The sequence below is a fragment of the Ramlibacter sp. genome, assembly GCF_035627355.1.
Lineage (GTDB): Bacteria > Pseudomonadota > Gammaproteobacteria > Burkholderiales > Burkholderiaceae_C > Ramlibacter.
On sequence record NZ_DASPLW010000010.1, the window covers coordinates 17,059 to 33,147 of the forward strand.

Sequence of the window (16,089 nt, forward strand, 5' to 3'; positions counted from 1 at the left end):
CGACTCTACGGAGACGCCCGTCGCAGCCCTGTAGGACTTGGACGCCAGCGGCCCGCGCGGTCGGCGCGATCTGCGCCGATGCACGCCAACGCTGAGGTCGCGTGGGGCCGGCGGGTTTGCAGCAGCCTTTGGAGCGCCGCCTCAGGCCGACGCGGGATCCGTGCCGGCGCGGCGTTCGCGCGTGCGCGTGCCCAGGACGGCGCCGCCGACGATCAGCGCGGCGGCCAGGGCGATGCTCCCGCTCAGGCCCTGGCCGGTCACGAGCAGCAGCAGCGCGGTCGACGCCAGCGGCGTCAGGTAGCTCAGCACGCCGATCTGCCGGGCGTCGCCGGTCTTGAGGGCCTTGTCCCAGAGGAAGAAGGCGCCGCCGAGCGGGCCCAGCCCCATCAGCGCGAGCAGTCCCCAGTCGGCGGCGCTGGGAACGACCCGGGGCTCGAGCACCGCATGGCAGGCCAGCGACAGCAGTCCGGACAGCAGGCCGAACAAGCCGATGGCCGCGGTTGGAAAGGCCCGCACGCGGCGGGTCAGCAGCGAGTAGCTGGCCCACATGAAGGCCGCGCCCAGCGCCGGCAGGAAGCCCCAGGACCAGGAGCCGGAGGCCTGCCCCGCGCCCAGAATGGCGACCGCCGCACCGGCGAATCCCATCACGGCGCCCACCACGTGGCCCGGCCGCAGCGACAGCCCGGGCAGGACCACCGGTGCCAGCACCACGATGAGCAGCGGCCACAGGTAGTTCACGAGATTGGCCTCGACCGGCGGCGCCAGCCGCAGGGCGATGAAGAGCAGGAAGTGGTAGCCGAACAGGCCGCAGATGCCCAGTGCCAGCGTGGATGGCGGCACCCGCCACTGGCGCACCAGCGGCCAGGCCGGCACGCTGCCGATCACCAGCGCGATGCCGGTGAGCAGGAAGGGCGGCAGGTGCTTGAGCGCCAGCCCCAGCGCAGCGAGGCCGGCCCACAGTGCGATGGCGCCGAGCGCGTACAGGTTGGCGTGCATGGATGCGAGCTTAGCGGGCCCTCGCACGGGCCCGCCGGGGGCGCGGTCAGGCGACGCCGGCGGCGTGCGCCTGCTGGTCGGCGTGGTAGCTGGAACGCACCAGCGCGCCCACCGCGGCGTGGCTGAAGCCCATCTCGTGCGCCTGCTGCTCGAACATCCTGAAGGTGTCCGGGTGCACGTAGCGGCGCACCGGCAGGTGCGAGGTGGACGGCGCGAGGTACTGGCCGATGGTCAGCATGTCGATGCCGTGCGCGCGCATGTCGCGCATCACCTCGAGGATCTCCTCGTCGGTCTCGCCCAGGCCGACCATCAGCCCGCTCTTGGTCGGGATGTGCGGGAACAGCGCCTTGAACTTCTTCAGCAGGTTCAGGCTGAAGGCGTAGTCCGAGCCCGGGCGGGCCTGCTTGTACAGGCGCGGCACCGTCTCCAGGTTGTGGTTCATCACGTCGGGCGGCGCCGCCTTCAGGATCTCCAGCGCGCGATCGTCGCGGCCGCGGAAGTCGGGCGTCAGGATCTCGATGGTGGTGCCGGGCGAGAGCTCGCGCGTCTTGCGGATGCAGTCGACGAAGTGCTGGCTGCCGCCGTCGCGCAGGTCGTCGCGGTCGACGCTGGTGATCACCACGTATTTCAGCTTCAGGCGGGCGATGGTGCGGGCCAGGTTCTCCGGCTCGTGCGGGTCCAGCGCGTCCGGCCGCCCGTGGCCCACGTCGCAGAACGGGCAGCGCCGCGTGCACTTGTCGCCCATGATCATGAAGGTCGCGGTGCCGCGGCCGAAGCACTCGCCGATGTTCGGGCAGGAGGCCTCCTCGCAGACCGTGTGCAGGTTGGCCTCGCGCAGGATCTGCTTGATCTCGTAGAAGCGGGTGCTGGGCGAGCCGGCGCGCACCCGGATCCATTCGGGCTTGCGCAGCAGCTCGTGCGGCTCCACCTTCAGCGGGATGCGCGAGAGCTTGGCGGCGGCCTTCTGCTTGGCGGCCGGGTCATAGGTCTCTAGGGGCTGCGCGGTGCGCACGACGCGGATGGAGCTCATGGGGGTCTTCAGGGCGACAGCAGGGCGACGAGCTTCTGGCCCAGGACCTGCGCCGCATCGTTCCAGTGGGTGGGAGCCCCGATTCTAGAAAGGTCGACCGTCTCCAGCCCTGCGTAGCCGCAAGGGTTGATGCGGCCGAAGGGTTCCAGGTCCATGGCCACGTTCAGCGCCAGTCCGTGGTAGGTGCAGTGGTGGCTGACCTTCACGCCGAGCGCCGCGATCTTGCCCAGGCCGCGGAAGGGGTCGCCGCCCGGCGCCGGCGGCACCACGGCGTGCGAGAACGGATCGTCCAGCCGGACGTAGATGCCCGGCGCGCTGCGCACGCGATGGCCGGTGACGCCGAACTCGCGCAGGGTGCGGATCGTCGCTTCCTCCAGCCGGTAGACGTATTCCTTGACGAAGTAGCCGCGCCGGCGCAGGTCCAGCAGCGGATAGGCGACCACCTGGCCGGGGCCGTGGTAGGTGACCTGCCCGCCGCGGTTGGTGGCCACCACCGGGATCTCCCCCGGCGCCAGCACGTGTTCGGCGCGGCCGGACAGGCCTTGCGTGAACACCGGCGGGTGCTCGCACAGCCAGAGCTCGTCGGGGCTGTCCGGCGTGCGCGCATCGGTGAAGGCCTGCATGGCCCGGAAGATGGGCAGGTAGTCCACCCGCCCCAGCATGCGCACCTGCATGCCGCTGCCGCTCAGAGCACGACCTTGACCATCGGGTGCGCGGTCAGCGTACGGTACAGGTCGTCGAGCTGCTGGCGGCTGGTGGCGGTGACCGTGATGGTGATGCCGAGGTAGTTGCCCGCCCGGCTGTCGCGCAGCTCCACCGACGCGGCATCGAAGCCGGGGTCGAACTGCCGGGCGATCTGCGTGATCGCGTGCACGAAGCCGTCGACCTTGGCGCCCATCACCTTGATCGGGAAGCGCGAGGGGTATTCGATGAGCGAATCCTTGCGCGGGTCGGCGCTGGGGGCGGGGGAACGGGCAGTCATGGGCTTGGAGGTCAGGAGGCTTGCTTGGCTTGCTGGTAGCCGGCGTACAGCTTCCCGTAGATGGGGCCGGGGCGGCCGTTTCCAACCGGCTTGCCGTCCAGCGTGGTGATGGCCAGCACTTCCTTGGTGGCCGAGGTCAGCAGCAACTCGTCGGCCCCCAGCACCTCCTCGCGGCTGACGCGGCGCAGCTCGAAGGGGATGCCGGCGTCGCGGCACAGCTGTTCGAGCAGGCCGTAGCGGATGCCCTCCAGCACCAGGTTGTCGCGCGGCGAGCCCAGCACCACGCCGTTGCGGACCACCCAGACGTTGGAGGCGGCGGCCTCTGAGAGCATGCCGTCCCGGAACATCACCGTCTCGGTCGCGCCCTGGTCGGCGCTGATCTGGCGGGCCATCACGGCGCCGGCCAGGCTGGTGCTCTTGATGTGGGCCTTCTTCCAGCGGAAGTCGTCGGCCGTCACGCAGGCCACGCCGCGGGCCCGGTCCTCCTCGCTGTAGGTCGGCAGGCGGTTGCTCATCGCGAACACCGTCGGCTGCAGCCCGGGCAGCATCACGTGGTCGCGCATGGCCACGCCGCGGGTGACCTGCATGTAGACCATCTGGTTCGTCGCGTCGGCCGGCTGGCCGATGTGGCGGGCGTAGGCCTGCACCAGCTGGTCCACCAGTTCGCGCCACTGCGGCCGCGTCATCGGGTTGGCGATGCGCAGCTCGCCCAGGCTGCGGTCCAGCCGCGCCATGTGTTCGTCGAAGCGGAACGGCCGGCCGCCGTACACCGGCACCACCTCGTAGATCCCGTCGCCGAAGATGAAGCCGCGGTCGAGCACGCTCACGCGCGCCTGGTCGACGCGGGTGATCTCGCCGTTGAGGTAGCAGGGCAGGTCGGGCAGCGGTGCGGGGGTGTCGTTCATGGCGTCATTGTCGTCCTGTGCCGAACTGCGACACGCACCAGCCCGGCCATGGTTCTGGCCCGTGGGTTTCTACTTATAATGGGCGGCTTTGTGGATTTCAGGGTCAAGAGCCGGGGCCGCTCGAAATGAAAAAAAACGTTGCCCCGCTGCCTGAGTCCTGGGAGGACGAGCAAACCCCAGTCAAGCCGCTGAGTGCCGAGGAGGCGCGAAAGCTGCGCGAACAGCACCCGCCGGTTTCCCCCTGGTGGGTGATCGGGGGGCAGGCGGTGGTGGGGTTGGTCGCGGCGCTCGCGGCCTGGGCCATCACCGGCAAGCAAGACGTGGCGTGGTCCGTCGGGTATGGCGCACTGGCCGTCGTGGTCCCCGCTGCGGTCTTCGCGCGGGGCCTGACCGGGCGGATCGCCTCGCTCAATGCGGGCACCGCGGCGTTCGGCTTCATGCTGTGGGAGATGGTCAAGATTGCCTTGACGGTGGCCATGCTGGTGGCCGCGCCAAGGCTGGTGCGCGAGTTGAGCTGGCCGGCACTGCTGGTGGGGCTGGTACTCGCGATGAAGGTGTACTGGGTGGCGCTGGCGTATGCACCGCGCGGGCGCACCCCGAAGTCGAATTGAAGAGACGCGAAACAACATGGCTGCCGAAACCGGACCGAGCGCAGGCGAGTACATCGCCCACCACCTGGCCTTCCTGCAGAATCACGCGCCGAACAACGTCGTCGATTTCTCCGTCTTCAACTTCGACTCCCTGTTCTGGTCGATCGTCCTGGGGGCGCTGACCTGCTTCTTCCTGTGGAAGGCGGCGCGCAAGGCGCATGCCGGGGTCCCGGGCCGCTTCCAGGCGGCGGTGGAGATCCTGGTGGAGATGGTCGAGTCGCAGGCCAAGGGCATCGTGCACAACGCCGCCAGCCGCAAGGCGGTGTCGCCGCTGGCGCTGGTCGTGTTCCTGTGGATCATGCTGATGAACGCGATGGACCTGCTGCCGGTGGACCTGCTGCCGGTGATCTGGCAGGGCATCTACAGCGCCACCGGCCATGACCCGCACCACGCCTACATGCGCGTGGTGCCGACCGCCGACCTGTCGATCAGCATGGGCCTGTCGGTGGCCGTGCTGCTGGTCTGCCTGTACTACAACGTGAAGATCAAGGGCCTGGGCGGCTGGGTGCACGAGCTGTTCACCGCCCCCTTCGGCTCGCACCCGCTGCTGTGGCTGCCGAACTTCTTCATGCAGATCATCGAGTTCGTGGCCAAGACGGTTTCGCACGGCATGCGACTGTTCGGCAACATGTATGCGGGCGAGCTGGTGTTCCTGCTGATCGCGATGATGGGCGGCGCCTTCTCGCTGTCGGCCACCGGCATCGGGCTGGCGATCGGCCACGTCATCGCCGGCTGGGCCTGGGCGGTGTTCCACATCCTGATCATCGTGCTGCAGGCCTTCGTGTTCATGATGCTGGCGCTGGTCTACGTCGGCCAGGCCCACGACGCCCACTGATCCGGTTTCCGTTTTCCAGTCCGCGCTTTTTCCCTTTCCCTCACCAACCCCAAGTCCCTTAGGAGCAATCATGGAAGTTATCAGCTTTGTCGCCCTGGCCGCCGGCCTGATCATCGGCCTCGGCGCCATCGGTGCCTGCATCGGCATCGGCGTCATGGGCAGCAAGTACCTGGAATCGGCTGCCCGCCAGCCCGAGCTGATGAACGAGCTGCAGACCAAGATGTTCCTGCTGGTCGGCCTGATCGACGCGGCCTTCATCATCGGCGTCGGTATCGCCCTGTGGTTCGCCACCGCCAACCCGTTCCTGGGCCAGCTGGCCAACCTGCCGAAGTAAGCCGCCGCGCGCGGACCTTCCTTCGTCAACGTCTTTCCCGGCACCGCGCGTGCCGGGGCCAAGGATGAAACAGTGAGCATCACCGGTACCCTCATCATTCAGATCATCGTGTTCCTGCTGCTGGTAGCGTTCACGATGAAGTACGTGTGGCCGCCGATCGCCGCCGCGCTGGACGAGCGGGCCGCCAAGATCGCCGAGGGCCTGGCTGCCGCCGACCGCGCCAAGTCGGAACTGGCTGCCGCCAACGCCAAGGTCGACGAGGAGCTGGGCAAGTCGCGCAACCAGATCGCCGCGCTGCTGGCCGACGCCGAACGTCGCGCCCAGGCCATCATCGAGGAAGCCAAGGGCCGCGCCTCCGAGGAGGCGGCCAAGATCGTGGCAGCTGCCCGCGCCGAGGCCGAGCAGCAGACGGTCAAGGCCCGCGAGGCGCTGCGCGAGCAGGTGGCCGCGCTGGCCGTCAAGGGTGCCGAGCAGATCCTGCGCAAGGAAGTCAACGCCGGCGTCCACGCCGACCTGCTCAACCGCCTGAAGACCGAGCTGTAAAGGGTCAGGACCATGGCCGAACTCGCCACCATCGCCCGCCCCTACGCCGAAGCGCTGTTCAAGTCCTGCGTCGCCGACCTGAACGGCGCCTCGCAGTGGCTGGACGCGCTGGCTGACGTCGCCGGCAACCCGCAGCTGCTGCAGTACGCCGACAACCCCAAGGTCACCGACCGCGAGGTGTTCGAGCTGGTCGCCGGCATCCTGCGCCAGCCGCTGCCGCCGGTGGGGCAGAACTTCCTGCGCACGGTGATCGACAACGGCCGGCTGGCCGCGCTGCCCGAGGTGGCTGCGCAGTTCCGCGCCATGAAGAATGCGCAGAGCGGCGCCTCCGACGCCATCGTCTACAGCGCGTTCCCGATCCCGGCCGAGAGCCTGGGCGAGGTGGCGCAGACGCTGGAGCGCCGCTTCGGCCGCAAGCTCAATGTCACGGTGCAGGAGGATCCGTCGCTGATCGGCGGCATCCGCGTGGTGGTCGGCGACGAGGTGCTGGACACCTCGGTCAAGGCCCGCCTCGAGCAAATGAAAGTTGCGCTGACGGCCTGACGGCCGCCCGCTCCCAAGGACACAAGGAACGAGTCATGCAGCTCAATCCCGCAGAAATTTCCGAACTGATCAAGAGCCGGATCGAGGGCCTGGCCGCCAGCGCCGACATCCGCAACCAGGGCACGGTGATCTCCGTGACCGACGGCATCGTCCGCATCCACGGCCTGTCCGAGGCGATGGCCGGCGAAATGCTGGAGTTCCCGGCCACCAAGGAAGGCACCCCGACGTTCGGCCTGGCGCTGAACCTCGAGCGCGACTCGGTCGGCGCGGTGATCCTGGGCGAGTACGAGCACATCTCCGAGGGCGACACCGTCAAGTGCACGGGCCGCATCCTGGAAGTGCCGGTCGGCCCCGAGCTGATCGGCCGGGTGGTGAACGCGCTGGGCCAGCCGATCGACGGCAAGGGCCCCGTCAACGCCAAGCTGACGGACGTGATCGAGAAGGTCGCGCCCGGCGTGATCGCGCGCAAGAGCGTGGACCAGCCGGTGCAGACCGGCCTGAAGTCCATCGACTCCATGGTGCCGATCGGCCGCGGCCAGCGCGAGCTGATCATCGGCGACCGCCAGACCGGCAAGTCGGCGGTGGCGGTCGACACCATCATCAACCAGAAGGGCCAGGACATGGTCTGCGTCTACGTGGCCATCGGCCAGAAGGCGTCGACCATCAAGAACATCGTGCGCGCGCTGGAGCAGAACGGCGCCATGGAGTACACGATCGTCGTGGCCGCGTCGGCCTCCGAGTCGGCCGCCATGCAGTACGTGTCGGCCTACGCCGGCTGCACCATGGGCGAGTACTTCCGCGACCGCGGCCAGGACGCCCTGATCATCTATGACGACCTGTCCAAGCAGGCCGTCGCCTACCGCCAGGTGTCGCTGCTGCTGCGCCGCCCGCCGGGCCGCGAAGCCTACCCGGGCGACGTGTTCTACCTGCACTCGCGCCTGCTGGAGCGTGCCGCCCGCGTGAACGCCGACTACGTCGAGGCCTTCACCAAGGGCGAAGTCAAGGGCAAGACCGGCTCGCTGACCGCGCTGCCGATCATCGAGACGCAGGCCGGCGACGTGTCCGCGTTCGTGCCGACCAACGTGATCTCGATCACCGACGGCCAGATCTTCCTGGAGACCAGCCTGTTCAACGCCGGCATCCGTCCCGCCATCAACGCCGGCATCTCGGTGTCCCGCGTCGGCGGCGCCGCCCAGACCAAGCTGATCAAGGCGCTGTCCGGTGGCATCCGGACCGACCTGGCCCAGTACCGCGAACTGGCCGCCTTCGCGCAGTTCGCCTCCGACCTGGACGCCGCCACCCGCAAGCAGCTGGACCGCGGCGCCCGCGTGACCGAGCTGCTCAAGCAGCCGCAGTACAGCCCGCTGCCCATCTCGCTGATGGCCGCCTCGCTGTTCGCGGTGAACAAGGGCTACCTGGACGACATCGACGTCAAGAAGGTGCTGCCGTTCGAGTCGGGCATGCATGCCTGGCTGAAGGACAAGCACGCCGGCCTGCTGGACAAGCTGGAAACCCAGAAGGCCATGGACAAGGACGCCGAGGCCGAACTGACCGGCGCGATCGAGGCCTTCAAGAAGACGTTCGCCTAAACCCGCTTTCCCGCGCGGGCCGCACCGCCGGCTCGCGCGGGACACCAGGAACTATCAATGGCTGCAGGCAAAGAGATTCGCGGCAAGATCAAATCGGTGGAGAACACCAAGAAGATCACCAAGGCCATGGAAATGGTCGCCGCCTCCAAGATGCGCAAGGCGCAGGACCGCATGCGCGCGGCCCGGCCCTACAGCGACAAGGTCCGCAACATCGCGGCCAACCTCGGCAAGGCCAACCCCGAGTACACCCACGCCTTCATGCGCCACAACGACGTGAAGGCCGTGGGCTTCATCGTGGTGTCCACCGACAAGGGACTGTGCGGCGGCCTGAACACCAACGTGCTGCGCGCCGTCACGACCAAGCTGCGCGAGCTGCAGGAGCAGGGCATCAGCGCCCAGACCGTGGCCATCGGCAACAAGGGGCTGGGCTTCCTGAACCGCATCGGCGCACAGGTGGTCTCGCACGCCACCCAGCTGGGCGACACGCCGCATCTCGAGCGCCTGATCGGCCCCGTGAAGGTGCTGCTGGACCAGTACGCCGAAGGCAAGCTCAGCGCCGTGTACCTGTGCTACACGCGCTTCATCAACACGATGAAGCAGGAGCCGGTGGTCGAGACCCTGCTGCCGCTGTCGGCGGCCCGCATGCAGGAAGAGGCCAAGGCGGCCGGCGGCGAGCACGGCTGGGACTACATCTACGAGCCCGACGCCAAGACGGTGATCGACGACCTGCTGCTGCGCTACGTCGAGGCGCTGGTCTACCAGGCGGTGGCCGAGAACATGGCCTCGGAGCAGTCGGCCCGCATGGTCGCCATGAAGGCGGCCACCGACAACGCCGGCAACCTCATCGGCGAGCTCAAGCTGGTCTACAACAAGACGCGCCAGGCGGCGATCACGAAGGAACTCTCCGAGATCGTGTCCGGCGCGGCGGCTGTTTAATTCTTCGGAGCAATCACATGGCTCAAGTTCAAGGAAAGATCGTTCAGTGCATCGGCGCCGTGGTCGACGTCGAATTCCCGCGCGAGAACATGCCGCGCGTGTACGACGCGCTGAAGATGGAAGGCAGCGCGCTGACGCTGGAGGTGCAGCAGCAGCTGGGTGACGGCGTGGTGCGCACGATTGCGCTGGGCTCGTCCGACGGCCTGCGCCGCGGCTCGATGGTCTACAACACCGGCGCGCCGATCACGGTGCCGGTGGGCAAGGCGACCCTGGGCCGCATCATGGACGTGCTGGGTACGCCGATCGACGAGCGCGGCCCGATCGACCAGGCGCTCACCGCCCCGATCCACCGCAAGGCACCCGCGTACGACGAGCTGTCGCCCTCGCAGGAGCTGCTGGAAACCGGCATCAAGGTGATCGACCTGATCTGCCCGTTCGCCAAGGGCGGCAAGGTGGGCCTGTTCGGCGGCGCCGGCGTCGGCAAGACCGTGAACATGATGGAGCTGATCAACAACATCGCCAAGGCGCACTCGGGCCTGTCGGTGTTCGCCGGCGTGGGTGAGCGCACCCGCGAGGGCAACGACTTCTATCACGAGATGGCCGAGTCGGGCGTCGTGAAGCTGGACAACCTGGCCGAATCCAAGGTGTCCATGGTCTACGGCCAGATGAACGAGCCCCCGGGCAACCGCCTGCGCGTGGCGTTGACCGGCCTGACCATCGCCGAGTCGTTCCGCGACGAGGGCCGCGACGTGCTGTTCTTCGTGGACAACATCTACCGCTACACGCTGGCCGGCACGGAAGTGTCCGCCCTGCTGGGCCGGATGCCGTCCGCCGTGGGCTACCAGCCGACGCTGGCCGAGGAAATGGGCCGCCTGCAGGAGCGCATCACCTCCACCAAGGTCGGCTCGATCACCTCGATCCAGGCCGTGTACGTGCCGGCGGACGACCTGACCGACCCGTCCCCCGCCACCACCTTCGCCCACCTGGACGCCACCGTGGTGCTGTCGCGCGACATCGCCGCGCTGGGCATCTACCCGGCGGTGGACCCGCTGGACTCCACCAGCCGCCAGGTCGACCCCAACGTCGTCGGCGAGGACCACTACACCACCACCCGCGCGGTGCAGGCCACCCTGCAGCGCTACAAGGAACTGCGCGACATCATCGCCATCCTGGGCATGGACGAACTGTCGCCGGAAGACAAGCTGGCGGTGGCGCGCGCGCGCAAGATCCAGCGCTTCCTGTCGCAGCCCTTCCACGTGGCCGAGGTGTTCACCGGCTCGCCCGGCAAGTACGTGCCGCTGGCCGAGACCATCCGCGGCTTCAAGATGATCGTGGCCGGCGAGTGCGACCACCTGCCCGAGCAGGCCTTCTACATGGTCGGCACCATCGACGAAGCCTTCGAGAAGGCCAAGAAGCTGGCGGCCTGACATGGTCGACGCCACCCACACCATCCAGGTCGACGTGGTGTCGGCCGAGGAGTCGATCTTCTCCGGCGAGGCGCGCTTCGTCGCGCTGCCCGGCGAGGCCGGCGAGCTCGGCATCTACCCGCGCCACACGCCGCTGATCACGCGCGTGCGGCCGGGCTCGGTGCGCATCGAGAAGGCCGACGGTTCGGAGGAGTTCGTGTTCGTGGCCGGCGGCATCCTGGAGGTGCAGCCGAACCGCGTCACCGTGCTGTCCGACACCGCCATCCGCGGCAAGGACCTCGACGAGGAAAAGGCCAACGAAGCCAAGCGCGCGGCCGAGGAAGCGCTCAAGAACGCCAAGAGCGAGATCGACATCGCCCGCATCCAGTCGGAACTCGCCGTGATGGCCGCGGAGATCGCCGCCGCCCGGAAGTTCAGGCAAAAGAAATGATCTTGGGGACAGACCAAGCGCGACGCGCTTGCTCTGTCCCCAACTGACTAGAAGAATCCTCGAGCTTCACCAAGCGCGCAGCGCTTGCTCTGTCCTCGACTGACTAGAAGAATTTTCGAGGCGCACCAAGCGCGACGCGCTTGCCTGTCCCCGACTGACTAGAAAAAAATGAATTCGGGTGTTCACCAAGCGCCTGGCGCTTGCCCTGACACCAACTGACTGGAAGAATCCGGAGGGCCCTCAGCAAGCGCGAACCGCTTGCCTGGCCAGAACCCCCGAACAAGAGGAGCCGCGAGCCCGCCTCGCCGCACCCACCCGCAACAAGAACGCGCCAAAAACCAGCGCTCTCCAGCCCCGACCGCAAGGCCGGGGCTTTTTTCTTGTGCTCCGCGGGTCGCCTCGCAGCATGCTCAGCGCATGCCGCCGCCAGGCATCAACCCAGGACCGGCGTATCCGGCAGCTCGTTGGGGTTGGCCGCACCGGGCTCCAGCGGGAAATGTTCCACCAGCAGCGCCGAGACCTCCTCCAGCGCGTGGGTCAGGCCGTCCTCGAAGCGGCCGGCACGGAAGGCGTCGCGCATGTGCTGCACGATCACTTCCCAATGGCCGGGGCCCACCACATGGGCCAGCCCGCGGTCGGCCACGATCTCGATCGCGTGCTCGGCCAGCAGCAGGTAGATCAGCACGCCGTTGTTCTGCTCCGTGTCCCACACGCGCAGCTTGCCGAACATGGCGATGGCCCGCTCGCGTGGGCTGGCCTCGCGCCACAAGTAGCTGAGGGGCAGCCCGGCCTCCACGTAGATGCGGATCTCGCCCGTGTGCCGGCGTTCGCTGGCGGCCACGCGCGCGGCCAGGCGCTCCACCAGTTCCGGCGGAATCGCCTTGCGGGTGTCGGACTCGTCGAGCCAGCTGTGGCGCAGGATGCGCTGGAGCTTGCGCAGCATCACCATCCCCCCGAGGCGCCGCCGCCCCCGAAATCACCACCGCCGCCGGAGCCGAAGCCGCCGCCTCCGCCCCAGCCTCCGCCGCCGCCCCAGCCTCCGCCGCCGCCACCCCAGCCACCGCCGGGAAAGATGACCGGGCCGCCGCGCCGGCGCCCACCCAGGGGCGCCACCCCCGACAACAGCGAGAACAACAGCGCGAGCACCGCCGCGACGGCCGCGATCACCAGGCTGGAGGTGATCAGCATTGCCAGCCCGCCCACGCCGCCGGCCGTGAGCAGCGAGCCGAGCTTGCGCCCGAAGATGCCGCGCAGCATGGCGCCGGCGATGGGCACGGCGAAGAACAGGAAGATCGCCAGGTCGAACCAGTCGAAGCCCTGCACGGAGCGTTGCCGCTGGCGCTCGGGTGCGGGCAGTCCCTCGCCGCTGATGCGTGCAATCAGCCGGTCGGCCGCGGCCTGCAGGCCGCCCGCGAAGTCGCCCTGGCGGAAGCGCGGCGTGATGGCCTCGTCGATGATCATCCGGGCCGCCAGGTCCGGCACCGCGCCTTCCAGCGTCTTGGCCACCTCGATGCGCACCCGCCGGTCGTCCTTGGCCACCACCACGACGATGCCGTCGCCCACGTCGCGGCGTCCGATCTTCCAGGCGTTGGCCACGCGATTGGCATAGCTGAAGATGTCCTCGGGCTGGGTGGTCGGCACCATCAGCATCGCGATCTGCGTGCCGCTGCGCTGCTCGAAGGCGGCCAGCTTGTCCTCCAGCGCCTTGCGCTGGATGTCGTCCAGCGTGCCGGTCTGGTCGATGACGCGCGCCGTGAGTTCGGGCACGGGCAGCAGGTCCTGGGCGGCGGCGGGCAGCCCCATCGCCGCCAGCAGGCAGACGAAACCCGCCAGGAGGAGCCGCGCCCATGCGTGGATCCCCGCCACGGCGGGGATGACGCGCGAAGCCGCCATCCGGCTACCGGGTCGGCGTTCCCGCCGGCGCGCTCGGCGCGGCCGATGCCGCAGGTGCGGCCGGCGCGGCGGGCTGCGCGGGCGATGCGCCACCGCCGAAGTCCACCCGCGGCGGCGCCGAGATCTCGGCCTCGTTCTGCACCGTGAAGTTGGGCTTGGGTTCGTAGCTGAACACCATGGCCGTCAGGTTGGTCGGGAAGCTGCGCGTCAGCACGTTGTATTCCTGCACCGCCTGGATGTAGCGGTTGCGCGCGACGGTGATGCGGTTCTCCGTGCCTTCGAGTTGCACGCGCAGGTCGCGGAAGCCCTGGTTCGCCTTCAGGTCCGGATAGCGCTCGACCACCACCATCAGCCGGCTCAGCGCGCTGGACAGCTCGCCCTGGGCCTGCTGGAAGCGCTGGAACGCCTGCGGGTCGTTCAGCGTCTCGGGCGTGACCTGCATCGAGGTGGCGCGGGAGCGCGCCTCGACCACGCGGCTGAGCGTCTCCTGTTCGAAGTTGGCCTCGCCCTTGACCGTGGCGACGAGGTTGGGCACCAGGTCGGCACGCCGCTGGTACTGGTTGAGTACCTCGGCCCAGGCCGACTTGGTCTGTTCGTCCAGGCGCTGGAAATCGTTGTAGCCGCAACCGGTCAGCGACAGGGCCAGGGCAATGAGGGCGAGCCAGCGGCGCATCGTTGTTCTCCTTTGGGCAAGCACGTCGACGGTAGCATAGAAGCCATGCGTCCCGAGCCGATCCAGGCCCTGCACGCGGCTGCCCGCGGCGCCGCGGGGCCGGCTCCGCAAGGCCCGCGGCTGGTGATCGCGGGGGCCACCGGCGTGCTCGGCAACGAAGTGCTGCGGCGCCTGGTCGGCTTGCAGCAGTACGGCAGCACGGAAGTGCTGGCGCGCGAGCCGATCCGTGCCGGGCTGCGCGGGGTCGGCAGCCGCGTGGTCGAGGGCGACGATCCGGGCCAGTGGGCACCGGGCGCGGCCGACACCGGCCTGGTGCTGTTCGAACCCCCGCGCCTGTTCTACGACCGCGAGCGCGCCCTGTGGACGCCCCGGCCCGAGCAGTTGCCGGCGCTCGCGCAATGGATGCGCCGCAGCGGCGTGCGAACCCTGGCGGTCGTGCTGCCCCATGCGCAGGGGCGGCTGCCGGAAGCGCTCAAGCACGGACTGGCCAGCCTGGATGAGCAGGCCGTCGCCGCGCTCGGCTTCGAGCGCCTGCTGATCGTGCGCAGCGCGCGCAAGCCCGAGGCCGCGGCCGCCGGCGGGCTGTTGCCAGCGGTCGCGCACTGGATGCACTCGGTGTTCAGGTACATGGTGCCCAGCACCGAGCAGCCGGTGCGCTCGGTGAAGGTGGCGGAGTTCGTCGCGGCCGCGCTGCAGGCCGCGCCGCCCGGGATCCACGTCGCCGCGCCCGAGACCGTGTGGCAGGCGGCCCAGGGCGACGCCCGGGATGCGGTGCGCGGCTGGCTGCGCCCCTGAATCCATGCACAATCGGCCGCTCATGCCCAAGTCCAGACTCCAGGCCGCCAACCTCGAGGGCAATGCCGATGAAGTCGAGGCCGCGTTCTACGACGCGCTGCAGAACGCCGACATCGACAAGCTGATGGCCTGCTGGGCCGACGAGGACGAGATCGTCTGCATCCACCCCGGCGGCCCGCGCGTGGTCGGCGCGGCCGCCATCCGCGCCACCTTCGAAGCCATGTTCGCCAATGGCAGCATCCGCGCCTGGCCCGAGCGCGTGCGCAAGATCGAGTCGGTGGCCAGTTGCGTGCACAACCTGCTCGAGAAGGTCGAGGTGCTCACGCCCGAGGGGCCGCGCCATGCCTGGGTGATCGCGACCAACATCTACCACCGCACCGCGCAGGGCTGGCGCCTGGTCGCGCACCACGCCAGCCCCGGCACCGCCACCGACATCCAGGAGTTCTCCGACGCACCGTCGGTGCTGCACTGATGCAGGCGGCGGCGCAGGCATCCCCCGCCCAGCCGGAGGCGTTCCCCTATGCGGCGCCCGCCTGGCTGCCCGGCGGCAACCTGCAGACGATCTGGGCGGCCCTCTGTGCCGATCGCGCGGCCGGCGCGCCGCCGCAGTACCGGCGCGTGCGCTGGGACACGCCGGACGGCGACTTCGTGGACCTCGACTGGCTCGAGGCGCCAGACCGGCCGTCCACGGCCGGCGGGCCCCTGCTGGTACTCTTCCACGGGCTCGAGGGCTCTTCGCGCAGCCACTACGCCGAGGCCTTCGCCGGCTTCGCGCGCGAGCAGGGCCTGGCCTTCGTGGTGCCGCACTTCCGCGGCTGCAGCGGCGAGCTGAACCTGGGCCCGCGTGCCTACCACTCGGGCGACTTCGAGGAAGTCCACTGGATGCTGCAGCGCCTGCGCGAGCGCCATGCCGGGCCCCTGCTGGCCGCGGGCGTCTCGCTCGGCGGCAATGCCCTGCTGCGCTGGGCCGGCGAAGCGGGCACGGAGGCGGCGCGGCTGGCCGATGCGGTGGCCGCGGTCTGCTCGCCGCTCGACCTGGCGGCCGGCGGCAGCGCCATCGGGCGCGGCTTCAACCGGCTGGTCTACACCACCATGTTCCTGCGCACCATGCGCCCCAAGGCGTTGCGCAAGCTGGCCCAGCACCCTGGCCTGTTCGATCGCGACGCGCTGCTCGCCGCGCGCGACCTCTACGAGTTCGACAACGTGTTCACGGCGCCGCTGCACGGCTTCCGCAACACCGACGACTACTGGGCGCGCGCCTCGGCCAAGCCGCACCTGGCGCGCATCCGCATCCCGGCGCTGGCGCTGAATGCCTGCAACGATCCCTTCGTGCCCGCGCACAGCCTGCCGCTGCCGGGCGGGGTGGGCGACTGGGTCACGCTGTGGCAGCCGCGCCAGGGCGGGCACGTGGGATTCCCGGCCGGCCGCTGGCCCACCCACGTGCGCTCGATGCCGCAGGCCGTAGGCCGATGGCTGCTGCAGGCCGCCGGATGCCGCGCACCGGGAGGTGGCGCCGGCTGACGCCGCC

General features: G+C 69.4%; 20 protein-coding genes. 12 read left to right on the plus strand and 8 right to left on the minus strand.

Translation table 11 applies throughout. From position 1 onward, the window contains the following. Positions 1–141 precede the first annotated feature (141 nt). From VEC03_RS03630 to VEC03_RS03650, 5 genes are read right to left on the minus strand one after another with little or no spacing between them, the layout of a single operon-like run. Entirely contained in the window at positions 142–996 is an 855-nt protein-coding gene (locus tag VEC03_RS03630; RefSeq protein ID WP_324912774.1) for a DMT family transporter, read from the minus strand. Positions 997–1,042: 46 nt separating this feature from the next. After that, on the minus strand, positions 1,043–2,026 hold the full coding sequence (lipA, locus tag VEC03_RS03635; RefSeq protein WP_324912775.1) for a lipoyl synthase: 984 nt from the start codon (positions 2,024–2,026) through the stop codon (positions 1,043–1,045). Between the two features lie 8 nt (positions 2,027–2,034). Then, complete coding sequence (lipB, locus tag VEC03_RS03640) at positions 2,035–2,700, minus strand: lipoyl(octanoyl) transferase LipB (RefSeq protein ID WP_324912776.1); 666 nt, start codon at positions 2,698–2,700, stop codon at positions 2,035–2,037. Positions 2,701–2,711: 11 nt separating this feature from the next. Next, positions 2,712–3,008 (minus strand): DUF493 family protein, encoded by a 297-nt coding sequence (locus tag VEC03_RS03645; protein WP_324912777.1) that lies wholly within the window; start codon positions 3,006–3,008, stop codon positions 2,712–2,714. Positions 3,009–3,019: 11 nt separating this feature from the next. Further along, positions 3,020–3,913, minus strand: a complete 894-nt coding sequence (locus VEC03_RS03650; protein WP_324912778.1) for a D-amino acid aminotransferase — start codon at positions 3,911–3,913, stop codon at positions 3,020–3,022. Between the two features lie 125 nt (positions 3,914–4,038). Between VEC03_RS03650 and VEC03_RS03655 the strand changes: the two genes are divergently transcribed. The 9 genes from VEC03_RS03655 (at position 4,039) to VEC03_RS03695 (ending at position 11,200) form a co-directional block, all read left to right on the plus strand. Beyond that, entirely contained in the window at positions 4,039–4,524 is a 486-nt protein-coding gene (locus VEC03_RS03655; protein WP_324912779.1) for an ATP synthase subunit I, read from the plus strand. 16 nt (positions 4,525–4,540) lie between these two features. Next, positions 4,541–5,398 (plus strand): F0F1 ATP synthase subunit A, encoded by an 858-nt coding sequence (atpB, locus tag VEC03_RS03660; protein WP_324912780.1) that lies wholly within the window; start codon positions 4,541–4,543, stop codon positions 5,396–5,398. Between the two features lie 70 nt (positions 5,399–5,468). Continuing rightward, entirely contained in the window at positions 5,469–5,732 is a 264-nt protein-coding gene (gene atpE / locus VEC03_RS03665; protein ID WP_414708451.1) for a F0F1 ATP synthase subunit C, read from the plus strand. A 72-nt stretch (positions 5,733–5,804) separates the two neighbouring features. Next, entirely contained in the window at positions 5,805–6,275 is a 471-nt protein-coding gene (locus tag VEC03_RS03670; RefSeq protein ID WP_324912781.1) for a F0F1 ATP synthase subunit B, read from the plus strand. A 12-nt stretch (positions 6,276–6,287) separates the two neighbouring features. Further along, positions 6,288–6,818: a F0F1 ATP synthase subunit delta gene (locus tag VEC03_RS03675; RefSeq protein ID WP_324912782.1), complete on the plus strand. Its 531-nt coding sequence runs from the start codon at positions 6,288–6,290 to the stop codon at positions 6,816–6,818. 35 nt (positions 6,819–6,853) lie between these two features. Then, positions 6,854–8,407, plus strand: coding sequence for a F0F1 ATP synthase subunit alpha (atpA, locus tag VEC03_RS03680; RefSeq protein ID WP_324912783.1), 1,554 nt, complete (start codon positions 6,854–6,856; stop codon positions 8,405–8,407). Between the two features lie 57 nt (positions 8,408–8,464). After that, complete coding sequence (gene atpG, locus VEC03_RS03685; protein WP_324912784.1) at positions 8,465–9,343, plus strand: F0F1 ATP synthase subunit gamma; 879 nt, start codon at positions 8,465–8,467, stop codon at positions 9,341–9,343. 17 nt (positions 9,344–9,360) lie between these two features. Continuing rightward, entirely contained in the window at positions 9,361–10,770 is a 1,410-nt protein-coding gene (gene atpD / locus VEC03_RS03690; protein ID WP_324912785.1) for a F0F1 ATP synthase subunit beta, read from the plus strand. Position 10,771: 1 nt separating this feature from the next. Continuing rightward, entirely contained in the window at positions 10,772–11,200 is a 429-nt protein-coding gene (locus tag VEC03_RS03695; RefSeq protein ID WP_324912786.1) for a F0F1 ATP synthase subunit epsilon, read from the plus strand. 433 nt (positions 11,201–11,633) lie between these two features. Here VEC03_RS03695 and VEC03_RS03700 read toward each other — a convergent pair whose 3' ends face one another. From VEC03_RS03700 to VEC03_RS03710, 3 genes are read right to left on the minus strand one after another with little or no spacing between them, the layout of a single operon-like run. Continuing rightward, positions 11,634–12,143 carry a TPM domain-containing protein gene (locus VEC03_RS03700; protein WP_324912787.1) on the minus strand — a complete coding sequence of 170 codons (510 nt, stop codon included), beginning with the start codon at positions 12,141–12,143 and terminating at the stop codon, positions 11,634–11,636. Then, a complete protein-coding gene (locus VEC03_RS03705; protein ID WP_324912788.1) occupies positions 12,143–13,093 on the minus strand; it encodes a TPM domain-containing protein in 951 nt (316 codons plus the stop codon). The genes VEC03_RS03700 and VEC03_RS03705 overlap by 1 nt, the downstream gene beginning before the upstream one ends. 4 nt (positions 13,094–13,097) lie before the next feature. Beyond that, entirely contained in the window at positions 13,098–13,766 is a 669-nt protein-coding gene (locus VEC03_RS03710; RefSeq protein ID WP_324912789.1) for a LemA family protein, read from the minus strand. 45 nt (positions 13,767–13,811) lie between these two features. Between VEC03_RS03710 and VEC03_RS03715 the strand changes: the two genes are divergently transcribed. Genes VEC03_RS03715 through VEC03_RS03725 form a run of 3 tightly spaced genes read left to right on the plus strand, consistent with a single transcriptional unit; the run spans position 13,812 to position 16,082 of the window. Next, the gene (locus tag VEC03_RS03715) at positions 13,812–14,561 is read left to right on the plus strand and encodes a hypothetical protein (protein ID WP_324912790.1); all 750 of its coding nucleotides are present in this window, start codon (positions 13,812–13,814) and stop codon (positions 14,559–14,561) included. Between the two features lie 22 nt (positions 14,562–14,583). Then, positions 14,584–15,033, plus strand: coding sequence for a YybH family protein (locus tag VEC03_RS03720; RefSeq protein ID WP_324912791.1), 450 nt, complete (start codon positions 14,584–14,586; stop codon positions 15,031–15,033). Further along, positions 15,033–16,082 (plus strand): YheT family hydrolase, encoded by a 1,050-nt coding sequence (locus VEC03_RS03725; protein ID WP_324912792.1) that lies wholly within the window; start codon positions 15,033–15,035, stop codon positions 16,080–16,082. Before VEC03_RS03720 ends, VEC03_RS03725 begins: the two co-directional genes overlap by 1 nt. Positions 16,083–16,089: the final 7 nt, after the last annotated feature.

Coding starts and splice junctions, on each gene's coding strand:
- VEC03_RS03630 (WP_324912774.1), bottom strand. CDS start 996: ATGCACGCCAACCTGTACGCGCTCGGCGCCATCGCACTGTGGGCCGGC.
- lipA (WP_324912775.1), bottom strand. CDS start 2,026: ATGAGCTCCATCCGCGTCGTGCGCACCGCGCAGCCCCTAGAGACCTAT.
- lipB (WP_324912776.1), bottom strand. CDS start 2,700: ATGCAGGTGCGCATGCTGGGGCGGGTGGACTACCTGCCCATCTTCCGG.
- VEC03_RS03645 (WP_324912777.1), bottom strand. CDS start 3,008: ATGACTGCCCGTTCCCCCGCCCCCAGCGCCGACCCGCGCAAGGATTCG.
- VEC03_RS03650 (WP_324912778.1), bottom strand. CDS start 3,913: ATGAACGACACCCCCGCACCGCTGCCCGACCTGCCCTGCTACCTCAAC.
- VEC03_RS03655 (WP_324912779.1), top strand. CDS start 4,039: ATGAAAAAAAACGTTGCCCCGCTGCCTGAGTCCTGGGAGGACGAGCAA.
- atpB (WP_324912780.1), top strand. CDS start 4,541: ATGGCTGCCGAAACCGGACCGAGCGCAGGCGAGTACATCGCCCACCAC.
- atpE (WP_414708451.1), top strand. CDS start 5,469: ATGGAAGTTATCAGCTTTGTCGCCCTGGCCGCCGGCCTGATCATCGGC.
- VEC03_RS03675 (WP_324912782.1), top strand. CDS start 6,288: ATGGCCGAACTCGCCACCATCGCCCGCCCCTACGCCGAAGCGCTGTTC.
- atpA (WP_324912783.1), top strand. CDS start 6,854: ATGCAGCTCAATCCCGCAGAAATTTCCGAACTGATCAAGAGCCGGATC.
- atpG (WP_324912784.1), top strand. CDS start 8,465: ATGGCTGCAGGCAAAGAGATTCGCGGCAAGATCAAATCGGTGGAGAAC.
- atpD (WP_324912785.1), top strand. CDS start 9,361: ATGGCTCAAGTTCAAGGAAAGATCGTTCAGTGCATCGGCGCCGTGGTC.
- VEC03_RS03695 (WP_324912786.1), top strand. CDS start 10,772: ATGGTCGACGCCACCCACACCATCCAGGTCGACGTGGTGTCGGCCGAG.
- VEC03_RS03700 (WP_324912787.1), bottom strand. CDS start 12,143: ATGCTGCGCAAGCTCCAGCGCATCCTGCGCCACAGCTGGCTCGACGAG.
- VEC03_RS03705 (WP_324912788.1), bottom strand. CDS start 13,093: ATGGCGGCTTCGCGCGTCATCCCCGCCGTGGCGGGGATCCACGCATGG.
- VEC03_RS03710 (WP_324912789.1), bottom strand. CDS start 13,766: ATGCGCCGCTGGCTCGCCCTCATTGCCCTGGCCCTGTCGCTGACCGGT.
- VEC03_RS03715 (WP_324912790.1), top strand. CDS start 13,812: ATGCGTCCCGAGCCGATCCAGGCCCTGCACGCGGCTGCCCGCGGCGCC.
- VEC03_RS03720 (WP_324912791.1), top strand. CDS start 14,584: ATGCCCAAGTCCAGACTCCAGGCCGCCAACCTCGAGGGCAATGCCGAT.
- VEC03_RS03725 (WP_324912792.1), top strand. CDS start 15,033: ATGCAGGCGGCGGCGCAGGCATCCCCCGCCCAGCCGGAGGCGTTCCCC.